11 protein-coding genes and 1 pseudogene are annotated in these 18163 nt (G+C 61.9%); 6 read left to right on the plus strand and 6 right to left on the minus strand.

The window, feature by feature from the left end:
* Nucleotides 1-70: 70 nt before the first annotated feature.
* Nucleotides 71-2386, plus strand: coding sequence for an endopeptidase La (gene lon / locus VMH34_04570; protein ID HTT08045.1), 2316 nt, complete (start codon nucleotides 71-73; stop codon nucleotides 2384-2386).
* A 73-nt stretch (nucleotides 2387-2459) separates the two neighbouring features.
* Here the strand turns inward: lon and VMH34_04575 are convergent.
* Nucleotides 2460-4217 (minus strand): annotated as a pseudogene (locus VMH34_04575) (adenosylcobalamin-dependent ribonucleoside-diphosphate reductase).
* A gap of 21 nt (nucleotides 4218-4238) precedes the next feature.
* A complete protein-coding gene (locus VMH34_04580) occupies nucleotides 4239-4610 on the minus strand; it encodes an HPF/RaiA family ribosome-associated protein (protein ID HTT08046.1) in 372 nt (123 codons plus the stop codon).
* A 127-nt stretch (nucleotides 4611-4737) separates the two neighbouring features.
* On the opposite strand from VMH34_04580, the gene VMH34_04585 reads away from it, so the two are divergent.
* On the plus strand, nucleotides 4738-5412 hold the full coding sequence (locus VMH34_04585; protein HTT08047.1) for a phosphoribosyltransferase family protein: 675 nt from the start codon (nucleotides 4738-4740) through the stop codon (nucleotides 5410-5412).
* Between the two features lie 55 nt (nucleotides 5413-5467).
* Nucleotides 5468-7225: a DNA polymerase/3'-5' exonuclease PolX gene (gene polX, locus VMH34_04590; protein HTT08048.1), complete on the plus strand. Its 1758-nt coding sequence runs from the start codon at nucleotides 5468-5470 to the stop codon at nucleotides 7223-7225.
* Nucleotides 7226-7231: 6 nt separating this feature from the next.
* On the opposite strand, the gene groL is transcribed toward polX, so the two are convergent.
* The 3 genes from groL to VMH34_04605 all read right to left on the minus strand — a co-directional run bounded on the left by groL (nucleotide 7232) and on the right by VMH34_04605 (nucleotide 9867).
* Nucleotides 7232-8851, minus strand: a complete 1620-nt coding sequence (gene groL / locus VMH34_04595) for a chaperonin GroEL (GenBank protein ID HTT08049.1) — start codon at nucleotides 8849-8851, stop codon at nucleotides 7232-7234.
* A gap of 52 nt (nucleotides 8852-8903) precedes the next feature.
* Entirely contained in the window at nucleotides 8904-9104 is a 201-nt protein-coding gene (locus VMH34_04600) for a dodecin family protein (protein ID HTT08050.1), read from the minus strand.
* A gap of 136 nt (nucleotides 9105-9240) precedes the next feature.
* The gene (locus VMH34_04605) at nucleotides 9241-9867 is read right to left on the minus strand and encodes a MarC family protein (protein HTT08051.1); all 627 of its coding nucleotides are present in this window, start codon (nucleotides 9865-9867) and stop codon (nucleotides 9241-9243) included.
* Between the two features lie 189 nt (nucleotides 9868-10056).
* On the opposite strand from VMH34_04605, the gene VMH34_04610 reads away from it, so the two are divergent.
* On the plus strand, nucleotides 10057-11583 hold the full coding sequence (locus tag VMH34_04610) for a PAS domain S-box protein (GenBank protein HTT08052.1): 1527 nt from the start codon (nucleotides 10057-10059) through the stop codon (nucleotides 11581-11583).
* Between the two features lie 30 nt (nucleotides 11584-11613).
* Here VMH34_04610 and ppdK read toward each other — a convergent pair whose 3' ends face one another.
* Nucleotides 11614-14253, minus strand: coding sequence for a pyruvate, phosphate dikinase (ppdK, locus tag VMH34_04615; protein ID HTT08053.1), 2640 nt, complete (start codon nucleotides 14251-14253; stop codon nucleotides 11614-11616).
* 93 nt (nucleotides 14254-14346) lie between these two features.
* Here ppdK and VMH34_04620 point away from each other — a divergent pair, with 93 nt between their 5' ends.
* The gene (locus tag VMH34_04620) at nucleotides 14347-16053 is read left to right on the plus strand and encodes an NAD-dependent malic enzyme (GenBank protein HTT08054.1); all 1707 of its coding nucleotides are present in this window, start codon (nucleotides 14347-14349) and stop codon (nucleotides 16051-16053) included.
* A gap of 289 nt (nucleotides 16054-16342) precedes the next feature.
* Nucleotides 16343-18163, plus strand: a 1821-nt coding sequence (locus tag VMH34_04625; protein ID HTT08055.1) for a PAS domain S-box protein, incomplete at its 3' end; no start/stop codon positions are given.

Here is an 18163-nt window from a genome sequence, read left to right on the forward strand (position 1 = left end):
GAACGACGAATTGAAAAACAAAGCGCCTGAAGGCGGGGAACGCGTTCAGAAATCCCCGGCGCCGTCGGGGATTCCCGAACTCCCGCCGGATTCATTGATCATTATTCCGGTGCGCAATATCGTTCTTTTTCCCGGTTTGGTCGTGCCGCTCAGCATCGGCCGGGAGCGCTCCATCGCCGGCGCCCAACAGGCCGCGCGTCGCTCCCTGCGCATCGGCATACTTTTGCAACGCAATCCCGAGGCGGACATTCCGTCCTCTCAGGATCTTCATTCGGTCGGCACAGTGGCGGCGATTCTGCGATATGTGACCACGCCGGACGGGGCCCACAACGTCATCTGCCGGGGCGAACAGCGCTTTCAGGTCGTTGAATTTCTCGACGGATTCCCCTTTGACGTTGCGCGGATCAATCTGGTGACGGAAACCGAGGTCGATTCGGCGGAAATCGAGGCGCGGGTCATGCAAGTCAAAGAGCGTGCGGCAGAGCTGCTGCAACTGGTGCCGCAAGTGCCGGTTGATCTCATCGGATCCCTCGAACAAATCACCTCCGCGTCCACGCTCGCTGATTTTGTCGCAGGATTGATGGATCTGAAGCCGCAGGAGAAGCAGGATATCCTGGAAACCTTCGATCTGCGCGACCGGCTGGACAGGGTGTTGCGCTTTCTTTCGGCGCGGCTGGAGGTACTGCGGTTGTCGCAGGAAATCAGCCAGCAGACGCAGACACGTCTTGAAAAACATCAACGTGACCTACTACTGCGCGAACAGATCAAGACCCTGCAGAAGGAACTCGGGGAAACGGAGGGCACCTCCGAGGAACTCGCCGAACTCGCCCGCGCCATCGGCAAGGCGCAGATGCCGGAGGAGGTGGAGAACCAGGCCAGGAAGGAGCTCAAGCGCCTGGAGCGGATGCCGGACATGTCAGGTGAATATTCGATGCTGCGCACCTACCTCGACTGGCTTGTGGAACTGCCGTGGGCGGCGCCGGGCGAAGATCGCATCGATATCTCCGAGGCGCGCCGGATCCTGGATGCCGACCATTTCGGGCTGGAGAAGGTCAAGCGGCGGATTCTCGAATATCTGGCGGTGCGCAAGCTGCGCCCGCAGGGCAAGAGTCCTATTTTATGTTTCGTCGGCCCGCCCGGCGTCGGCAAGACGTCATTGGGCCAGAGCATCGCCAGGGCGACGGGGCGGAAGTTCGTGCGCCTGAGTCTGGGCGGAACCCATGACGAGGCCGAGATCCGAGGCCACCGGCGGACCTACATCGGCGCGCTGCCGGGCAACATCATCCAGGCGATCCGCAAGGCTGGCGTGCGCAATTGCGTGATGATGCTGGATGAGATGGACAAGCTGGGCGCCGGCATACAGGGCGACCCCTCGGCGGCCCTTCTGGAAGTGCTCGACCCGGAGCAGAATGCCGCGTTTCGCGACAATTATCTCGGCGTGCCGTTCGATCTATCCAAGGTCATGTTCATCGGCACCGCCAATGTCCTGGATCATATTCCCGGCCCGTTGCGCGATCGCATGGAAATGATCGAGTTGCCGGGCTATACCGAAGAGGAGAAGGTCCAGATCGGCCGGCGTTATCTCGTCCCGCGGCAACTGGAGGCCAATGGACTGACCATTGAGCAATGCGGAATTACCGATGCCGCGATCCGGACCGTCATTGAGGACTACACCCGCGAAGCCGGCGTGCGCAATCTGGAAAGAAACATCGGCACGCTGTTCCGCCATGTGGCCATGCAGGTGGCGGAAGGCAAGGCCATACATGCGCAGATCGACAGCCCGGAGGTCGCCCCCATCCTGGGGCCCCGGAAGTTCGAGAGCGAACTGGCAATGCGAACCAACGTTCCGGGCGTGGCCACCGGTCTGGCATGGACGCCCGTGGGCGGCGACATCCTTTTCATCGAGGCCAGCCGTACACCCGGCAGCGGAAAGCTGATATTGACGGGTCAGTTGGGCGACGTGATGAAGGAAAGCGCGCAGGCCGCGTTGACGCTGTTGAAGGCGCGCAGCGAACCGTTGAAAGTTGATCCGGCGATATTCGAAAAGAGCGATGTTCACATCCATGTCCCTGCCGGCGCCATTCCCAAGGACGGCCCCAGCGCCGGCGTGGCGATGTTTGCTGCCCTGGCGTCGATGGCGACAAACAGGGTGGTTCGAAGCGACTGTGCGATGACCGGAGAAATCAGCCTGCGCGGCCTGGTGCTCCCGGTGGGCGGCATCAAGGAGAAGGTGCTGGCCGCACTGCGTGCGGGCATCAAGACCGTATTGTTGCCGGCGCGCAATCAAAAGGATCTCGAAGAGATACCCCAGGATGCGCGCGACCGGATTGGATTCGTCTGGCTGGAATCGGTCGACGATGCGATCCAGGCGGCGATGATCGATTAGGCGGCGGGTCGATTCATGCGGCGGTCTGGTCTTACAGGTTGAGCTGGCAGAACCGCGCGCCCCTCAGGGCCGCGTCCGGCGTCAGCACCGCGCCGGTAATCACGTTGGGCCGGTAGGTGGCCAGCCCCTTTAATCCCGATTTCCAGGCGGCGAAATACAAATCCTGAAAATCTTCGAAGGGATAATTCTCCGGGACATTAACGGTCTTGGAGATGCTGGAATCGATGCAGGGCGCGACGGCCGCGACCATTTCACGATGCGCGGATGCGGAGAGCTCCAGCGCCGTGACGAAGTAGCCGGGCAGGTTTTTCACATCGCCGCCGGCAAGGCGGTACGCGCGGTGGGCATAATCCTCGAGCTCAAATTCTTTTGTCGAGCCTTCCGCCATGCGTTTTTTACGCCGGTAGGTCCAGGCAAACGGTGGTTCGATGCCGCTGGAGGCGTTGTCCGCGAATGCCAGGCTGATGGTGCCGGTCGGCGCAATGGACAACAAGTGGCTGTTGCGCAGCCCTTGTCTGCGGATCAGCGCCTTGATCTCCGCCGGCAGGCGCGAGGCAAAACTCGCGCCGGACAGATACTTGCCGGCCTTGAACGAGGGAAACGAGCCGCGCTCGCGCGCGAGCGCGGCGGAAGCCCGGTAGGCGGCATCGCGCAGGCATTCGGCGATTTTCACCGCAATGGCGCGCGCCGCCGCGGAATCGTAGCGCAGTCGCAACATGATGAGCGCGTCACCGAGTCCGAGAAAGCCGAGCCCCACGCGGCGTTTATTCATGGCCTCCCGGCGCTGCGCCGCCAGCGGCCAGGTGCTTGCGTCAAGGACATTGTCCAGCATCCGCACCGCCACCCTGGCGACGTCCGCCAGCGCGGCAAAATCAAGACTTGCCGCTTCAGTGAAGGGTGCGCGCACGAAGCGGGTGAGATTGATGGAACCCAGGCAACAACAACCGTAGGGTGGCAGGGGCTGTTCCGCGCAGGGATTGGTGGCGGCGATCGTTTCGCAGTAGTGAAGGTTGTTGTCACGGTTGATGCTGTCCAGAAACAGCACCCCGGGTTCGGCATGATCGTAGGTCGAACGCATGATCTGGTCCCACAGTTCGCGCGCCCGGACCTTGCGGTACACCCACAGCTTGTCACTACGCCGGTGGATATTTGCCGCGGCAAAATCAGGATGCGGCTGCGCCTTGTGGACCAGTTCGATTTCCGAATCACTCTCCACCGCGGCCATGAACGCGTCCGTCACCCCGACGGAAAGATTGAAATTGGCCAGGCCGCCGGCGTCCTTGGCGTGGATGAATTCCCCGATGTCGGGATGGTCGCAACGCAGGACGCCCATCTGGGCCCCGCGCCGCGTGCCGGCGGCCTCGACCGTCTCGCAGGAGATGTCGAACACCCGCATGTAGGAAAGCGGGCCGCTTGCGCGCGAGCGGGTGCCCCTGACCAGCGCGCCCCTCGGGCGGATCGCGGAGAAGTCATACCCCACGCCGCCACCCCGCCGCATGGTTTCGGCGGATTCCATCAGGGCGACGTAAATGCCCGGCCTGCCGTCGCACCTGCCGGAAATCGAATCTCCCACCGGCTGGACAAAACAGTTGATGAAGGTTGCGTGCAATTGCGTGCCGGCCGCGGAATTGATCCGTCCGGCTGGCACGAAACCCGACTCCATCGCCTCGAAAAACTTTTTTTCCCAGTAAGCGCGCTTTTTGGAAGGTTCAATCGCAGCCAGTGCCCTGGCGACACGCCGGCGTATTTCCCCCATCGACCGTTCCCCGGCCGTGGCGTATTTTTCAAGCAGGGTTTGGCGGCAAATCTCCTGTTCTTGCGGCAAGGGCATGGATTCAGTCGACGACTCCGGTCATCCCTCATTTTCCCCGCGACGCGCACGGCGGCGCGCTGCTTTGGTGTCTCCGCGCATGATCCTGACGTGGTCCTCAAGCTGGCGCCGCGCGGCCGAAAAGGCGTCGCGGATCGCCACGTAGGCATCCTCGTGCGACTGTTCGCCGCTTTCATGGCTCACCGCCAGCAGCTTTCCCGGCACCGAGAGACGGATGTGAACCTGATATCGTTTGCCCTTGTGGTGATGTTGATGCGGTGCTTCCAGAGTCACATGGCAACTGGTGATGCGGTCGCAAAAATGCTCGAGTTTGTCGACTTTTTTCCGCAATGCGCTTTCCAGCGCCTCCGTGCGTTCAATGTTGCGAAAATCGATTTCCAGCGGGATTGGCATGTCATATCCTCAATTTTGTCACTGTAATTCTAATGAGTAAAATTACGTGAAATCCAGGTAATCGGCGTTGATTTGGATCAATATTACCCGCCATGCCGGGGCTATTCTATTCCAAGGAGGCAGAGTCATGATGTTCACCGATCGTCATCATGCCGGCAGGGAATTGGCCCAGGTCCTGAGGACCCGCATCTCCAATCCGGCCGTCGTCTATGCGCTGCCGCGCGGCGGCGTGCCGGTGGCTGCCGAAATCGCCATGACCTTCAATCTGCCGCTCGATCTGGTGATACCGCGCAAGATTGGCCACCCCGGGCATCCGGAATACGCCATCGGCGCGGTCACGGAGCAGGGCGGGGCCGTGTGCAATGAAAGGGAATGCCGCAGGCTGGATCAAAGGTGGCTGGCGGCGGAAATCGAATCACAGCGGCAGGAATCACGCCGCCGCCGCGAGTTGTACTGCGGCGGCAGACCGCGTCTGTCCGCCGCCGGCAAATGCGCCGTGCTCGTGGATGACGGGCTGGCCACCGGTTTGACCATGCTGGCCGCGATCAGGGAGGTGCGCGCGGACGGACCGTCGAAATTGATCGTCGCCGTCCCCGTGGCGCCGCGGGAAACGGTGGGAACACTGGCCCGCGAAACGGACGACTGCGTCATCGCCCATTTACCGGAATATTTCGGCGGTTCGGTGGGGGCGTATTATCGGGACTTCCAGCAGCTTTCCGACGATGACGTGCTGCGCGAACTTGCCGCTTGCAGGCAGCGTGGAAAAGAATCGCCGTCGGATGATCGCAGGTCCCGCCAGTGAGGTGGTAAAAAGCGGACCGGCAAAACTCATGCCTCCCTCCAGAAGAACGCGTTCCGTGGCACCCCCACTCGCCTCAAAAAAACCGGCAAAGGTGCGCAACGTGGATATTGCGGGCGTCTTCAATGAAATAGCGGACATACTCGAAATCGAGGGCGCCAATCCCTACCGCATCCGCGCCTACCGCAACGGCGCGCGCGCGGTGGAGGCCTTCGGCCGGGACATCGCCTGCATCATCAAGGACGGCGGGGAACTGCCGAAACTGCCGGGCATCGGTGACGACCTGCTTGGCAAAATCCACGAGATCGCTGACACCGGCACCTGCCCGTTGCTGGAAAGACTGCACCACGAGGTTCCGCCGGCCATCGTCACTCTGCTCCAGATCGGCGGTTTGGGGCCCAAGCGTGTCAAATTGCTTTACCACGACCTCGGCATCGAGACCCCGACGCAACTGCTCAAGGCGGCGCGCGGGGGGAAAATACGCCGGCTGCACGGCTTCGGCGAGAAGACCGAGAGAAAACTGCTGGCTGCGGTGGAATCCCGCTTGCAGAGCAAGCCGCGCGTGTCCATCGCCGTCGCCACCGCGGCGGCGGAGGGCCTCGTGCCCTACCTGCGGCGCGCGCCGGGCGTGAGCGAGGTCAGGATCGCAGGGAGCCTGCGCCGCATGCGCGACACGATCGGCGATCTGGACATCCTGGCGATTGCCAAGAAACAGAATTCGGTCGTGAATCACTTCCTCGACTATGAGGATGTCACGGAGGTGATCGCCAGCGGGCCGACGCGCGCCAGCGTGGTTCTGAGATCCGGCCTGCAGGCCGACTTGCGCGTGATGGGGGAGGAGGCGAGCGGGGCCGCGCTGGTGTATTTCACGGGCTCGAAGGCCCATAACATCGCCATCCGCCGGCTGGCCCAGCGGAAGGGGCTCAAGATCAGCGAGTACGGTGTCTTCCGCCGCGATCGGCGCATCGCCGGTGATACGGAATCCTCGGTGTATGACGTTCTCGGCCTGCCGGTGATCCCGCCGGAGTTGCGCGAGAACAACGGCGAGATCGAAGCCGCCCGGTCCCGCCGCCTGCCGCGCCTGATTGAGCTTGGCGATTTACGCGGCGATCTGCATGCGCACACGAGCGCCACCGACGGCCTGAACAGCATGGAGGAGATGGCCGTGGCGGCCCGCGGTGCCGGGCTGGAATACCTGGCCATCACCGATCATTCCCGCCATCTCACCGTGGCGCACGGCCTGGATGAGGATGGATTGCTGCGGCACATCGACGCGATGGACAGGCTCCATGAGAAACTGCGCGACGTCACGCTGCTCAAGGGGATCGAAGTCGACATTCTCGAATCCGGGGAGCTGGATCTGCCCGATCGTGTGTTATCAAGGCTGGACCTTGTCGTGGGCGCGATCCACAGCCGCTTCGACCTGCCGCGCGCCCGGCAGACGAGGCGCATCCTGCGCGCCGTGGAACACCGCTACTTCAGCATCCTGGCGCATCCCTCCTGTCGTTTGGTCAACAAGCGCAATCCCATCGATGTGGATATGAGCGCGGTCATCAGGGCGGCCGCCCGGCGCGGCTGCTGTCTGGAATTGAACGCCCGGCCGGAGCGTCTCGATCTGAACGATATTTATTGCCGGGAGGCGAAGGAGGCGGGTGTCTTGCTCAGCGTCAACTCCGACGCGCACAGTACCCTTGGATTCGCCAACCTGCGCTTCGGCATCGGCCAGGCGCGGCGCGGCTGGCTGGAGAAGAAGGACGTGCTCAATAGCCGTCCACTGTCCGTTCTGCGCCCGATGCTGAAGGCGATGTTTCAATGACAAAGATTACATCGATGGCAGGGGAGGTTCTTTCTCGTTGGTTTTCTCCGGAACTTCCGTCAATGTGGCCTCGGTGAGCAACAATATGCTCGCCACGGAAACGGCGTTCTCCAGCGCGATGCGCACCACCTTGGTGGGATCGATGATGCCGGCTTCGTACATGTCCACGTAGCGCTTCGCGGCGGCGTCAAAGCCAATATTACCCCCCTCCGCCAGCATGCGCGCCACCACCACACCGTCATCCATCTCGGAGTTTCTGGCGATGGTGCGTGCCGGCGCCTCCAAGGCCCGGCGCAGGATTTGCAGGCCGGTCTTCTCATCGCCCTCGGTCTTGGCCTCTTCGCTCATCAAAGGACCGATGGCGCGCAGTAGTGCTAGACCGCCACCCGGCACGATGCCTTCGGCGACGGCGGCCTTGGTGGCCGAGATGGCGTCATCCAGCGCCTCCTTTTTTGATTTCATCTCGGATTCGGAAGGCGCGCCCACCTTGATCACCGCCACGCCGCCCGAAAGCTTGGCCAGGCGCTCCTCCAGTTTTTCCTTGTCATAGCTGCTGGTGGTGGTTTCGATTTGTTTCTTGATCTGCTGCATGCGGCCTTCGATGGCATCGTGCTTGCCGGCGCCGCCGATCAGCGTGGTGGTGTCACGGTTGCTGACCACACGCTTCACACGTCCAAGTTGGGCGAGTTTGACGTTCTCAAGCTCGAGGCCGACCTCCTCGGCGATTACCTGGCCGCCGGTCAGCACCGCCATGTCCTGCAGCATCTCCTTGCGCCGATCGCCGAAGCCCGGCGCCTTGACTGCGATGCTGTGCAGGATCCCGCGGATTTGGTTGACGATCAGCGTGGCGAGCACCTCGCCCTCCACGTCCTCGGCGACGACCAGGACGGGTTTGCCGGCCTTGGCCACCTGTTCGAGCAGGGGAATGATGTCCTTGAGCAGGCTGATCTTGCGATCGACGAGCAGGACGTAGGCGTCTTCCAGCACCGCCTCCATTTTCTCGGGCGCGGTGACGAAATAAGGGGAAAGATAGCCGCGATCGAACTGCATGCCTTCCACGACTTCCAGCACGGTCTCGGTGGTCTTCGATTCCTCGACCGTGATGACGCCGTCGCCGCCCACCTTTTCCATGGCCTCGGCCACGAGTTCACCGATCACAGCGTCGTTGTGCGCCGAGATGGTGGCGACCTGCGCCTTCTCCAGCCGCGTTTTCACCGTCCGGGACTGTCCGCGCAGCGAATCAATGACGGTCTTGAGGCCGTGATCGAGCCCCCGCTTGAGATCAATGGCGCTGGCGCCCGCGACCACGTTGCGCGCACCGTCGGAAAAAATGGCATGGGCGAGTATGGTCGAAGTGCTGGTGCCGTCGCCGACCGCCTCGCCGGTTTTCTCCGCCGCCTGGCGCAGCATTTGCGCCCCAAGATTTTCCTCCAGGTCCTTCAGTTCAAATTCCTTGGCAATGGTCACGCCATCGTTGCAGACGATCGGCGTGCCCCATTTCTTCTGGATCAGCACAGACTTGGACTTGGGACCAAGCGTAATGCGCACGGCATCCGCCAACTGCGAGGTGCCGCGCAGCACCTTCTCACGGGCGGCGTTGCGAAAGAGCACCTGCTTGTGCGTCATGCTTCATTCATCCATCAATGACGGTAACGCCCGACTGATGTTCGCGGTTGCCCTATTCGAGGACAAAGGAAATGTTCGCATTGATCCGGTATTTCGCGATCTTGTCGCCCTGTACGGTCGCCTCGATGTCCTTGATGTAGATGGATTTGACGTTCCGCACCGATTTCGCCGCCTGCTTGACCGCATTTTGAGCGGCGTCTTCCCAATTTTTGTCCGATTCGGCCAGTACCTCTATCACTTTCAACATGGTCATGATGGCTATCTCCTGATTGTGTCCTTGCTTCAAAATAGCCGAAATGTGACAGCAGGTTTTTGACCTGGATCAACTCGGGTTCACCGGTGGTATCGCGGGATTTCCCCGGCGCACGACCGGTTTTCGAAACCATTCGCTAGGGTTGCGTGATGGCATGCAGGCCGTTGCTCACGTATTGCACCGCCAGTGCCGCCAGCACGATGCCGAATAGGCGCGCCACCACGTTGACCCCGGTCTCGCCCAGCACCCGGCTGATGTGTTGCGCCGCGAGCAGCATAAGCAGGGTGATGAACAGGATCACGGTCACGACGCCCAGCACCATCCAGGTCTGCGCCGACTGCCAGCCGTGGATGCCGGTCAGCAGCAGGACGGTGGTAAGCGAACCCGGGCCGGCGATCATCGGGATCGCCAGCGGGAACACGCTGATGTCATCCCGGTGTTCCGCCTCCAGTTGTTCGCTGGGGATGGCCGTGCGCAAACCCGTCTGCCGCACCAGCACCATGTCGACCGCCAGCAGAAACAGGAGGATGCCGCCGGCAATCGTGAACGCCGGCATGCCGATGCCGAGATAACGCAGCAGTGCGTGGCCGCCCAGGGCGAAGAAAACAAGAATCACCAGCGCCACTGTCACGCCGCGCAAAGCCGTGCCGCGGGAGGCGGCGCGCGGGTAATTACGGGTCATCGCCGCGAACATGGGCGCCACCCCGACCGGGTCGACGACCACGAACAGCAGGATGAAGGCGTTGATGGCGTTTTCCATCATGGGCAGGGACACTATCTGATGAAAATTAGCGAGTTACCTGCTGCGAACTGTTGAGATACTGTTGAGACATCGATATCGATCTCACCGTCAGTCTATTGGGCACGCTTAATTATAAAGCGTGATATCATGATTAAATAATATCAAGAATTTCCCGAGCCCTTAATGCACAGGCTGGAGTAGAGGCCTCTTATGCGGGAAACGACGTTACTTTCTTCCGATCTGGTTCGCAGTGTGCTCGATTCCGCGCCGGATGCGATGTTAATCATCGACGAGTCTGGTTCGATCCAGTTTGCCAATCACCAGGTTTCCGCCTTGTTCGGCTACGAGCAGGAGGAGGTCATCGGCCAGAGCGTGGAGTTGTTGCTGCCGCAACGTTTCCGCGGCCGCCATGTTGCTCATCGGGAACGTTACATGGATGGCGGCCAGTTGCGCCCCATGGGCATCGGCCTTGATCTCTTTGCCTTGCGCAAGAACGGCACGGAATTCCCCGTTGAAATCAGCCTGAGTCCCATCCGCGATGGTGAGAGGAGGCTCGTGGCCGCGGCAATTCGCGATGTGACCGACCGCAGGCGCATTGAGATGGAACTCAAGGTGGCACTAGATGAAGCCGATCGCGCCAATCAGGCCAAGAGCCGGTTTCTTGCCACTGCAAGCCATGATTTGCGCCAGCCGCTGCAAACCCTCTCCCTGCTGAACGGGACATTGCAACACATGGCGCAGGGTCGGAATGTACAGGAAATCCTGGCCCAACAGGAGCAAGCCATCGGGGCGATGTCACGGCTGCTGAATGCCCTGCTCGACATCAGCAAACTCGAGTCCGGCGCCATACGGCCCGAAATTACCGATATCACGGTGGCCAACCTGTTCGAGGAAATGCGTAATGAATTTGCCGGCATCGCCGCCAGCAAGGGCCTGCAACTGACCGTCCAGCCATGCAATGAATGGGTCCGCACCGATCCCTCACTGGTCGGCCAGGTGCTCAGGAATCTCGTTTCCAATGCCATCAAATATACGCACAAGGGCTGGGTGGGTCTGCGCTGCATGCATGAGCGGGCCTGCATACGCATCGAGGTTCTGGACACCGGCGTGGGTATCAAGGTGGACCATATCCCCTACATCTACGACGAGTTTTATCAGATTGGAGTCCCGGCCAATACTTCGCGCGAGGGATACGGTCTGGGCTTGAGCATCGTCAAGCGGATCACGAATTTGCTCAATCTGAAGCTCGAAGTGCAGTCGGAGCTGGGCAAGGGGTCGACATTTTCGCTCGAGCTGCCGGTGAGCGACAGGCATGCAGATACCTCGCGCTCGACGCCGCAGTCGGACGTCGACGCAAGCCGGCAGGTATCAATGCCGCACATCCTGATAGTCGAGGACGATGACGCCGTGCGCAAGGCGACCCGCGTGCTGCTGAAGATCGCGGGCTACCGGGTGAGCGCCGTCGGCTCGCTGGGTGAGGCGCTGCGGCTGGCGGAAGAACAGGGCGACATCAATCTGCTGGTGACCGATTATCACCTCGGGGGCGAAGAAACCGGCACGCAGGTCATCGACTCCCTGCGTCCGATCATCGGCCCCGATTTCAAGACCATCCTGCTCACTGGGGATACCTCGTCGGCGATAAGGCATCTGCAGCGCGACAAGGATCTCCACGTGGTGAGCAAGCCGATGAACGCCAACATGTTCCTGGAACTGATCAAAAAACTGCTCACGACCTGAACCGGACTGTCCTGCCGCGGTTAGGAACTTCTAATGATCACGAAGCGCCGACTGGGCCGCGGCGAGACGGGCCAGCGGCACGCGGAACGGTGAGCAGGACACGTAATCCAATCCGGCGGCCGCGAAAAAAGCGATGGAGGCGGGATCGCCGCCGTGCTCGCCGCAGATGCCGCACTCCAGGTCGGGCTTTGCCATACGGCCCCTCTCAACCGCCATTTTCACCAGCTGGCCGACGCCGGTCGCATCGATGGTCTGGAAGGGACTGCGATCCAGAATTCCCTGCTTGAGATAATCGGGCAGAAAGGTGTTGACGTCGTCGCGGCTGTATCCCAGTGTCATCTGGGTGAGATCGTTGGTGCCGAAGCTGAAGAAATCGGCGTATTTTGCGATCTGATCGGCGGTCAGCGCCGCGCGCGGGACTTCGATCATGGTGCCGATGCCGATGTGCAGCCGGCCGGTGAATTTCAGACGTCTGCGGACCTCGGCAATGGTGCGCTCGACCTGCGCGCGGAGCGTGGCGAGTTCCCGGTCGATGCCGACCAACGGAATCATGATCTGAGGCCGAACCGCGATGCGCCGGCGACGGCAGCGGATGGCGGCCTCGGTGATCGCGGTGACCTGCATCTCCAGCACCTCCGGATAGGTGATGGTGACGCGGCAGCCGCGGTGCCCCAGCATCGGGTTGGCTTCGTGCAGCTCCGCCACCCGCCGACGGACGCGCGCGATCGACACCTTGAGTTCGCGGGCCAGCGCCGACTGGGCCCGGGCATCCTGCGGGAGAAATTCATGCAATGGCGGGTCCAGCAGCCGGATGATCACCGGCAGTCCGTGCATGGCGCGGAAGATCTCCTCGAAATCGCGCCGCTGGTGAGGCAACAGCCGGCGCAAGGCGCGCCGGCGCGCAGGCTCGGTCTCGGCGATGATCATCTGGCGCATGATCGAGATGCGGTTGGGGTTGAAAAACATGTGCTCGGTCCGGCACAGCCCCACGCCCCCGGCGCCGAAGGCGCGGGCCCGCGCGGTATCCACGGGGGTGTCGGCGTTGGCGCGCACGCCCAGGCGCCGGTGCCGGTCCGCCCAGCGCAACAGCGTGCCGAATTCGGCGGACAACTTGGGCTCGACCCGCGGCAATTCCCCCAGCATGACCTCGCCGGTGGCGCCGTCCAGGCTGAAGACATCGCGGGTGGTGTAGCGCCGCCCGTTGATGGTGACGGCTTTCCGGTGTTCATCGATGTCGGTATGCGGAGCGCCGGCGATGCAGCATTTGCCCCAGCCCCGCGCCACGACCGCGGCATGGCTGGTGGTGCCGCCGGTTGCCGTCAGGATGCCCTGCGCCACGTGCATGCCGTGGATGTCCTCGGGGCTGGTCTCGCGGCGCACGAGGATCACCTGCTCCCCGCGTCCCGCGCGCGCCACCGCCTCCTCGGCGCTGAACGCGAGCCGGCCGCACGCGGCGCCGGGCGATGCCGGCAGGCCGCGTGTCAGCACCACGCGTTTCGCCTTCGGATCGAAGGAGGGCAGCAGCAACTGGTTGAGATCAGAGGGAGCCACGCGCAGCAGCGCCGTCCGCTCGTCGATCAATTTCTCGCGCACCATCTCCACCGCGACGCGGACGGCGGCGGCGCCGGTGCGTTTGCCGGTGCGGGTCTGCAACATCCATAATTTGCCGCGTTCGATGGTGAATTCAATGTCCTGCATGTCAAGATAGTGTTGTTCGAGTTTGTCCTTGATCGCCAGCAGTTGCGCGTGCAGATCGGGGCGCCAGCGCTTGATTTCCGACACCGGTCTCGGCGTGCGTATGCCGGCGACCACGTCCTCGCCCTGTGCGTTGACGAGAAATTCGCCATAGAGCGCGTTGCGGCCGGTGGCGGGATCGCGGGTGAAGGCGACCCCCGTGCCGGAATCCCCGCCCATGTTGCCGAACACCATGCTCTGCACGTTGACCGCCGTGCCGGGCAGGCCGGAGATGGCGTGGATGCGGCGGTATTCAAGCGCGCGCGGGGACTCCCAGCTGCGGAACACCGCAGCGATGGCCAGCGTCAGTTGCGTTTCCGGATTCTGCGGGAAGTGGCGGCCGGCATGGCGGCGGTACACGGCCTTGTAGGCCGCGATCACTTCTTCCAGGCCGTGCTCGTCCAAATCCGTATCCTGCGCGGCGCCATGCCGGCGTTTGATGCGTTGCAGGGCGTTTTCGAAACGGGCATGCGCCATGCCCATGACCACGCCGCCGAACATGTCGATGAGCCGGCGGTAGGCGTCCAGCGCGAAACGGCGGTTCGCCGTCGCCCGCGCCAGACCCGCAACCACGCGATCGTTCATGCCCAGGTTCAGGATGGTGTCCATCATGCCCGGCATGCTGACGGCCGCACCGCTGCGCACCGAAAGGAGCAGCGGCCGGTCCTCGCCGCCGAAGCGCTTGCCGGTTTCCTTTTCCAGCATCGTGATGCGCGCGCGCAGGCCGGCGCGCAGGTCGGCGGGCAATCGTTTGCCGTTGGCGTAAAAATCAGCACAGGTCTGTGCGCTGATGGTGAAACCGGGGGGCACCGGCAGTCCGAGCGCGGCCATCTCGGCGAGATCGGCGCCCTTGCCGCCGAGTTGCGCCCGCATGTCCCGGCCGCCGTCGATGCGTGTGGCGCCGAAATAAAAAAAGCGCCGTGCGTTGGGATTCATGGTTCGTATTATGCCTCACCCGGATATGTCAATTGTTGACTGGCAGGTGAAAATGGCGACATAGTTCAACATAAGGAACGACGCGGTTGATTCATGTCTGAAGATATACAGCCTGATGCCTCGCTCACGGGGCAGGCGCTGCTGTCGCAGCCGCTGTGGAACAAGGGCACCGCCTTTTCCGAGCGGGAGCGCGACGAATTCGGTTTGCATGGACTGCTGCCGGCACAGGTCGAGACCCTGGAGCAGCAACTGGCGCGGGCCTTTGAGGCTTATGCCTCGCGGGTCAGCGACCTCGACAAGCACATCTATCTCCGCCAGTTGCAGGACGCCAACGAGGTCCTGTTCTACCGGTTGCTGGTGGAACATCTGGAGGAGACGATGCCCATCATCTATACACCGGTGGTGGGCGCCGCCTGCCAGCAGTTCAGCCATATTTACCGGCGGCCGCGCGGGTTGTTTGTGTCCCATCCCAACCGTCACCGCATCGAGGAGATCCTTGACCATTCGCCGGTGCCGCGGGTGGAGGTGATCGTCGTGACCGATGGCGAGCGGGTGCTGGGCCTGGGCGACCAGGGTGCGGGCGGCATGGCCGTGCCCGTCGGCAAACTGTCGCTCTACACAGCCTGCGCCGGCATCCATCCCGCGACCACACTGCCAATCATGCTTGACGTCGGCACCGACAACTCCGACTATCTGGGCGATCCGCTGTATCTGGGCTGGCGGCATGAACGCATTCGCGGCCAGGAGTACGACGATTTTATCGAGCTTTTCATCCAAGCAGTGAACAAAAAATTCCCAAATGTCCTCCTGCAATGGGAGGACTTTGCGCGCGACAACGCCGCCCGCCTGCTCGGACGTTACCGGGACTCGCTGTGCACTTTCAACGACGACATCCAGGGAACCGCCGCCGTCACCGTGGGCGCGCTGCTTGCGGCCACCCACGCAGTCGGACAGCGGCTCGCGGATCAACACGTTATCGTCGTCGGCGCAGGCTCGGCCGGTTGCGGGATCGCCGAACAAATTCTGGTCACGATGATGAAGCAAGGCCTGGCCGAGGACGAGGCCCGGTTGCGGTTCTACCTTGTGGACAAACCCGGTTTGTTGCATGACGGCCTGACCGGTTTCACGCCTGCGCAGCGCCGTTTCGTACAGCCGCGAGATCGCGTGGTCAACTGGGATGTGACGCAAACGGGGACGATCCAGTTAATCGACGTCGTCCGCGGCGCGCGGCCGACCATCCTGCTCGGCGTCAGCGGCCAGCCCGGCCTGTTCAGCGAGCCCATTGTGCGGTTGATGGCGAACCAGGTCGGTCATCCCATCATCTTTCCGCTGTCCAATCCCACCACGCGCTGTGAGGCGACGCCGGAAGATCTGATCCAATGGACGGACGGCAGGGCAGTGATCGCGACCGGCAGCCCGTTCAGGCCCGTGGCGTACAACGGCCGGACCTGCGTCATTTCCCAATGCAACAATCACTATATGTTCCCGGCAATGGGGCTGGGCATACTGGCGGTGGGCGCGCGACGGGTGACCGACGAGATGTTCATGGCGGCATCGGAGGCGCTGGCGGAGTGCGCCGGCGGGTTCTGGGCCAATGGCGCCGGCATTCTGCCACCGCTCTCGCAAATCCGTTCGGTCGCCAAGCGGATAGCCCTGGCCGTGGCCGCACAGGCCATCGCGCAGGGACTCGCCACACGCCCGCCTGCCGGCAACCTGGAGCAGGTCATCGACTCGCGAATGTGGACTCCGCGCTATCAGCCTTTCCGCCCCAAAACCCAGACGCAGGAACAGCCTGCCTAACCGGAGGACGGTTATCCGGGGCGATTTCGGCGAGTGCAATGGGCCCCTGGCACGGTAATTCAGGAAAAATTCCCTGTATTTCATGAGGATATGCCGTCACCGCCGGCGTCTCCGGCCGCCCTTTTCCCGCCGCCCAGTTCATCAGGATGGACCCATGACGTCGGGAAAGACCCGCAATAACCCCGTTTCTCACCTAATATATATGTATAGGTTATGGAAGTAATTCACAGAAAAACCATAACCTTATATTTATTCTTGTTTGCTGGTAGTTACGGGATTCGCCCTAAAGATGAAAAAATTGTCGACGAACCCGGTTCAAAACAACGCGACGATCTTCGATCGCAGGCGCGCAGAGGAGGAATTACGCCGCAGCGATGATCAGTTGCTGCAGGCCGTCCGGGTCGCGCAGTTCGGCATCTTCGATCACGACCATCTCACCGGCGCCGTCTACTGGTCGCCGAAGTACCGGGAAATCTACGGTTACAGCGCGGATGAACCGGCGTCACCGCCGACGTTTCTCGCCAGTGTGCACCCGGACGATCTGGAGCGGATCGGGGCGGAAATCTTGCGGGCCCATGACCCGGCCGGTGCCGGCGCTTTCGATCAGGAGCACCGCATCGTGCGCCGGGACGGCGAGACCCGGTGGGTCTCCACCCGGTCACAAACATTTTTCAAGGCTGAAGGGGCCGCGCGCCGCCCGGAGCGCACCGTGGGCGCCAGCATCGACATCACCGAGCGCAAACGTGCCGATGAGCAACTGGCACTGTTCCGGCATTCGATCGAGCAGGCCTTCGTCGCCGTCTTCTGGATCGACCACCGGGGCGGATTCACCTACGTCAACGAAGCCGCCTGCCGCTCGCTCGGCTACGATCGTGAAGAGTTGATGCGCCTGCAGTTGTGGGATATCGATCCGGTCTATCCCAGGGAGCAGTGGAACAAGCGCTGGGAGGAATACGAACGTACAAAACACGATTCCGTCGTACGCGTGGAAAGCCGTCATCGTCGCAAGGACGGCAGTGAATTTCCGGTCGAGGTTTTATGCCAGTTCATCACCGTGGGCGATCATGCGATACACATCGCCCAGGTTCACGATATAACCGAACAGAAGCGGGCACAGGAGGCATTGACGCTCTTCCGTACACTTATTGATCACGCAAACGATATTATCGAAGTCATAGATCCGGAAACCGGGCGCTTTCTTGATGTGAATAACCAGGCCTGCCTTGCCCATGGTTATACCCGTGAGGAATACTTGGCTCTCACTGTTGCCGACCTCGACCCTGTGGTGGCCGACAAATCTTGGGAGCAAATCAAAAAGGACATGTCGGGCTCCGGTTCCATCGTCCTCGAAAGTCTGCACCGGCGCAAGGATGGCTCGGCTTTCCCGGTCGAAGTCAACTGCGTCAACATCCATCTTGATCGTGATTATGCTCTCGCCATAGTGCGCGACATCACCGAACGGAAGCGGACGGAAGAGGCGCTCAAGGCAAGCGAGGCCCGCTTCAGAAGCGCATTTGAGAACACCGCGGTGGGCATGATGATGATCGATGCCGGCGGCCGGTTTCAGCGTGTGAATCAGGCGTTCTGCGCACTCGTGGGTTATTCGGAAGATGAATTGCGCGCCAAAACCTTCCTGGAGATCACCCATCCCGAGGACTTGGAGAAGAATCTGCCGGCAGTCAAGCAATTGATGGCTGGTGAGATGGAATCTTTTTTTGTCGAAAAGCGCTACCTCCACAAGCAAGGGCATCCGGTCTGGGTTCATGCCAGCGTCGCCGTGGTGCGCGATGCCCGGGGCAGGCCGTGCGGTTTCATCGCCCAGTCCCAGGACATCACCGAGCGCAGGCGCGCGGTTGAGGAACTGGAGCGCTCGGTCTCGCTGCTGCATTCCACCCTGGAATCGACCGCCGACGGCATTCTGGTGGTGAACCATGAAGGCCGCATCATCAGCTTCAACCAGCAGTTTGTGGAAATGTGGCGGCTCTCCGCCGCCGTTATTGATTTGCGCGACGATAACCAGGCACTGGCCTTTGTCCTGGATCAATTGAAGGAACCCGAGCAGTTTCTCAAGAAAGTCAGGGAATTGTACGACCAGCCGGAAGCGGAGAGT

This window comes from Gammaproteobacteria bacterium, from assembly GCA_035501935.1.
In the GTDB taxonomy this organism is placed as follows: domain Bacteria; phylum Pseudomonadota; class Gammaproteobacteria; order JAJPIJ01; family JAJPIJ01; genus JAJPIJ01.

What these genes read in the sequence shown, in the direction of transcription:
- VMH34_04600 (HTT08050.1), bottom strand. Translation starts at nt 9,104, where the DNA reads ATGACCATGTTGAAAGTGATAGAGGTACTGGCCGAATCGGACAAAAAT.
- ppdK (HTT08053.1), bottom strand. Translation starts at nt 14,253, where the DNA reads ATGAATCCCAACGCACGGCGCTTTTTTTATTTCGGCGCCACACGCATC.
- VMH34_04580 (HTT08046.1), bottom strand. Translation starts at nt 4,610, where the DNA reads ATGCCAATCCCGCTGGAAATCGATTTTCGCAACATTGAACGCACGGAG.
- VMH34_04610 (HTT08052.1), top strand. Translation starts at nt 10,057, where the DNA reads ATGCGGGAAACGACGTTACTTTCTTCCGATCTGGTTCGCAGTGTGCTC.
- VMH34_04605 (HTT08051.1), bottom strand. Translation starts at nt 9,867, where the DNA reads ATGATGGAAAACGCCATCAACGCCTTCATCCTGCTGTTCGTGGTCGTC.
- VMH34_04620 (HTT08054.1), top strand. Translation starts at nt 14,347, where the DNA reads ATGTCTGAAGATATACAGCCTGATGCCTCGCTCACGGGGCAGGCGCTG.
- VMH34_04585 (HTT08047.1), top strand. Translation starts at nt 4,738, where the DNA reads ATGATGTTCACCGATCGTCATCATGCCGGCAGGGAATTGGCCCAGGTC.
- groL (HTT08049.1), bottom strand. Translation starts at nt 8,851, where the DNA reads ATGACGCACAAGCAGGTGCTCTTTCGCAACGCCGCCCGTGAGAAGGTG.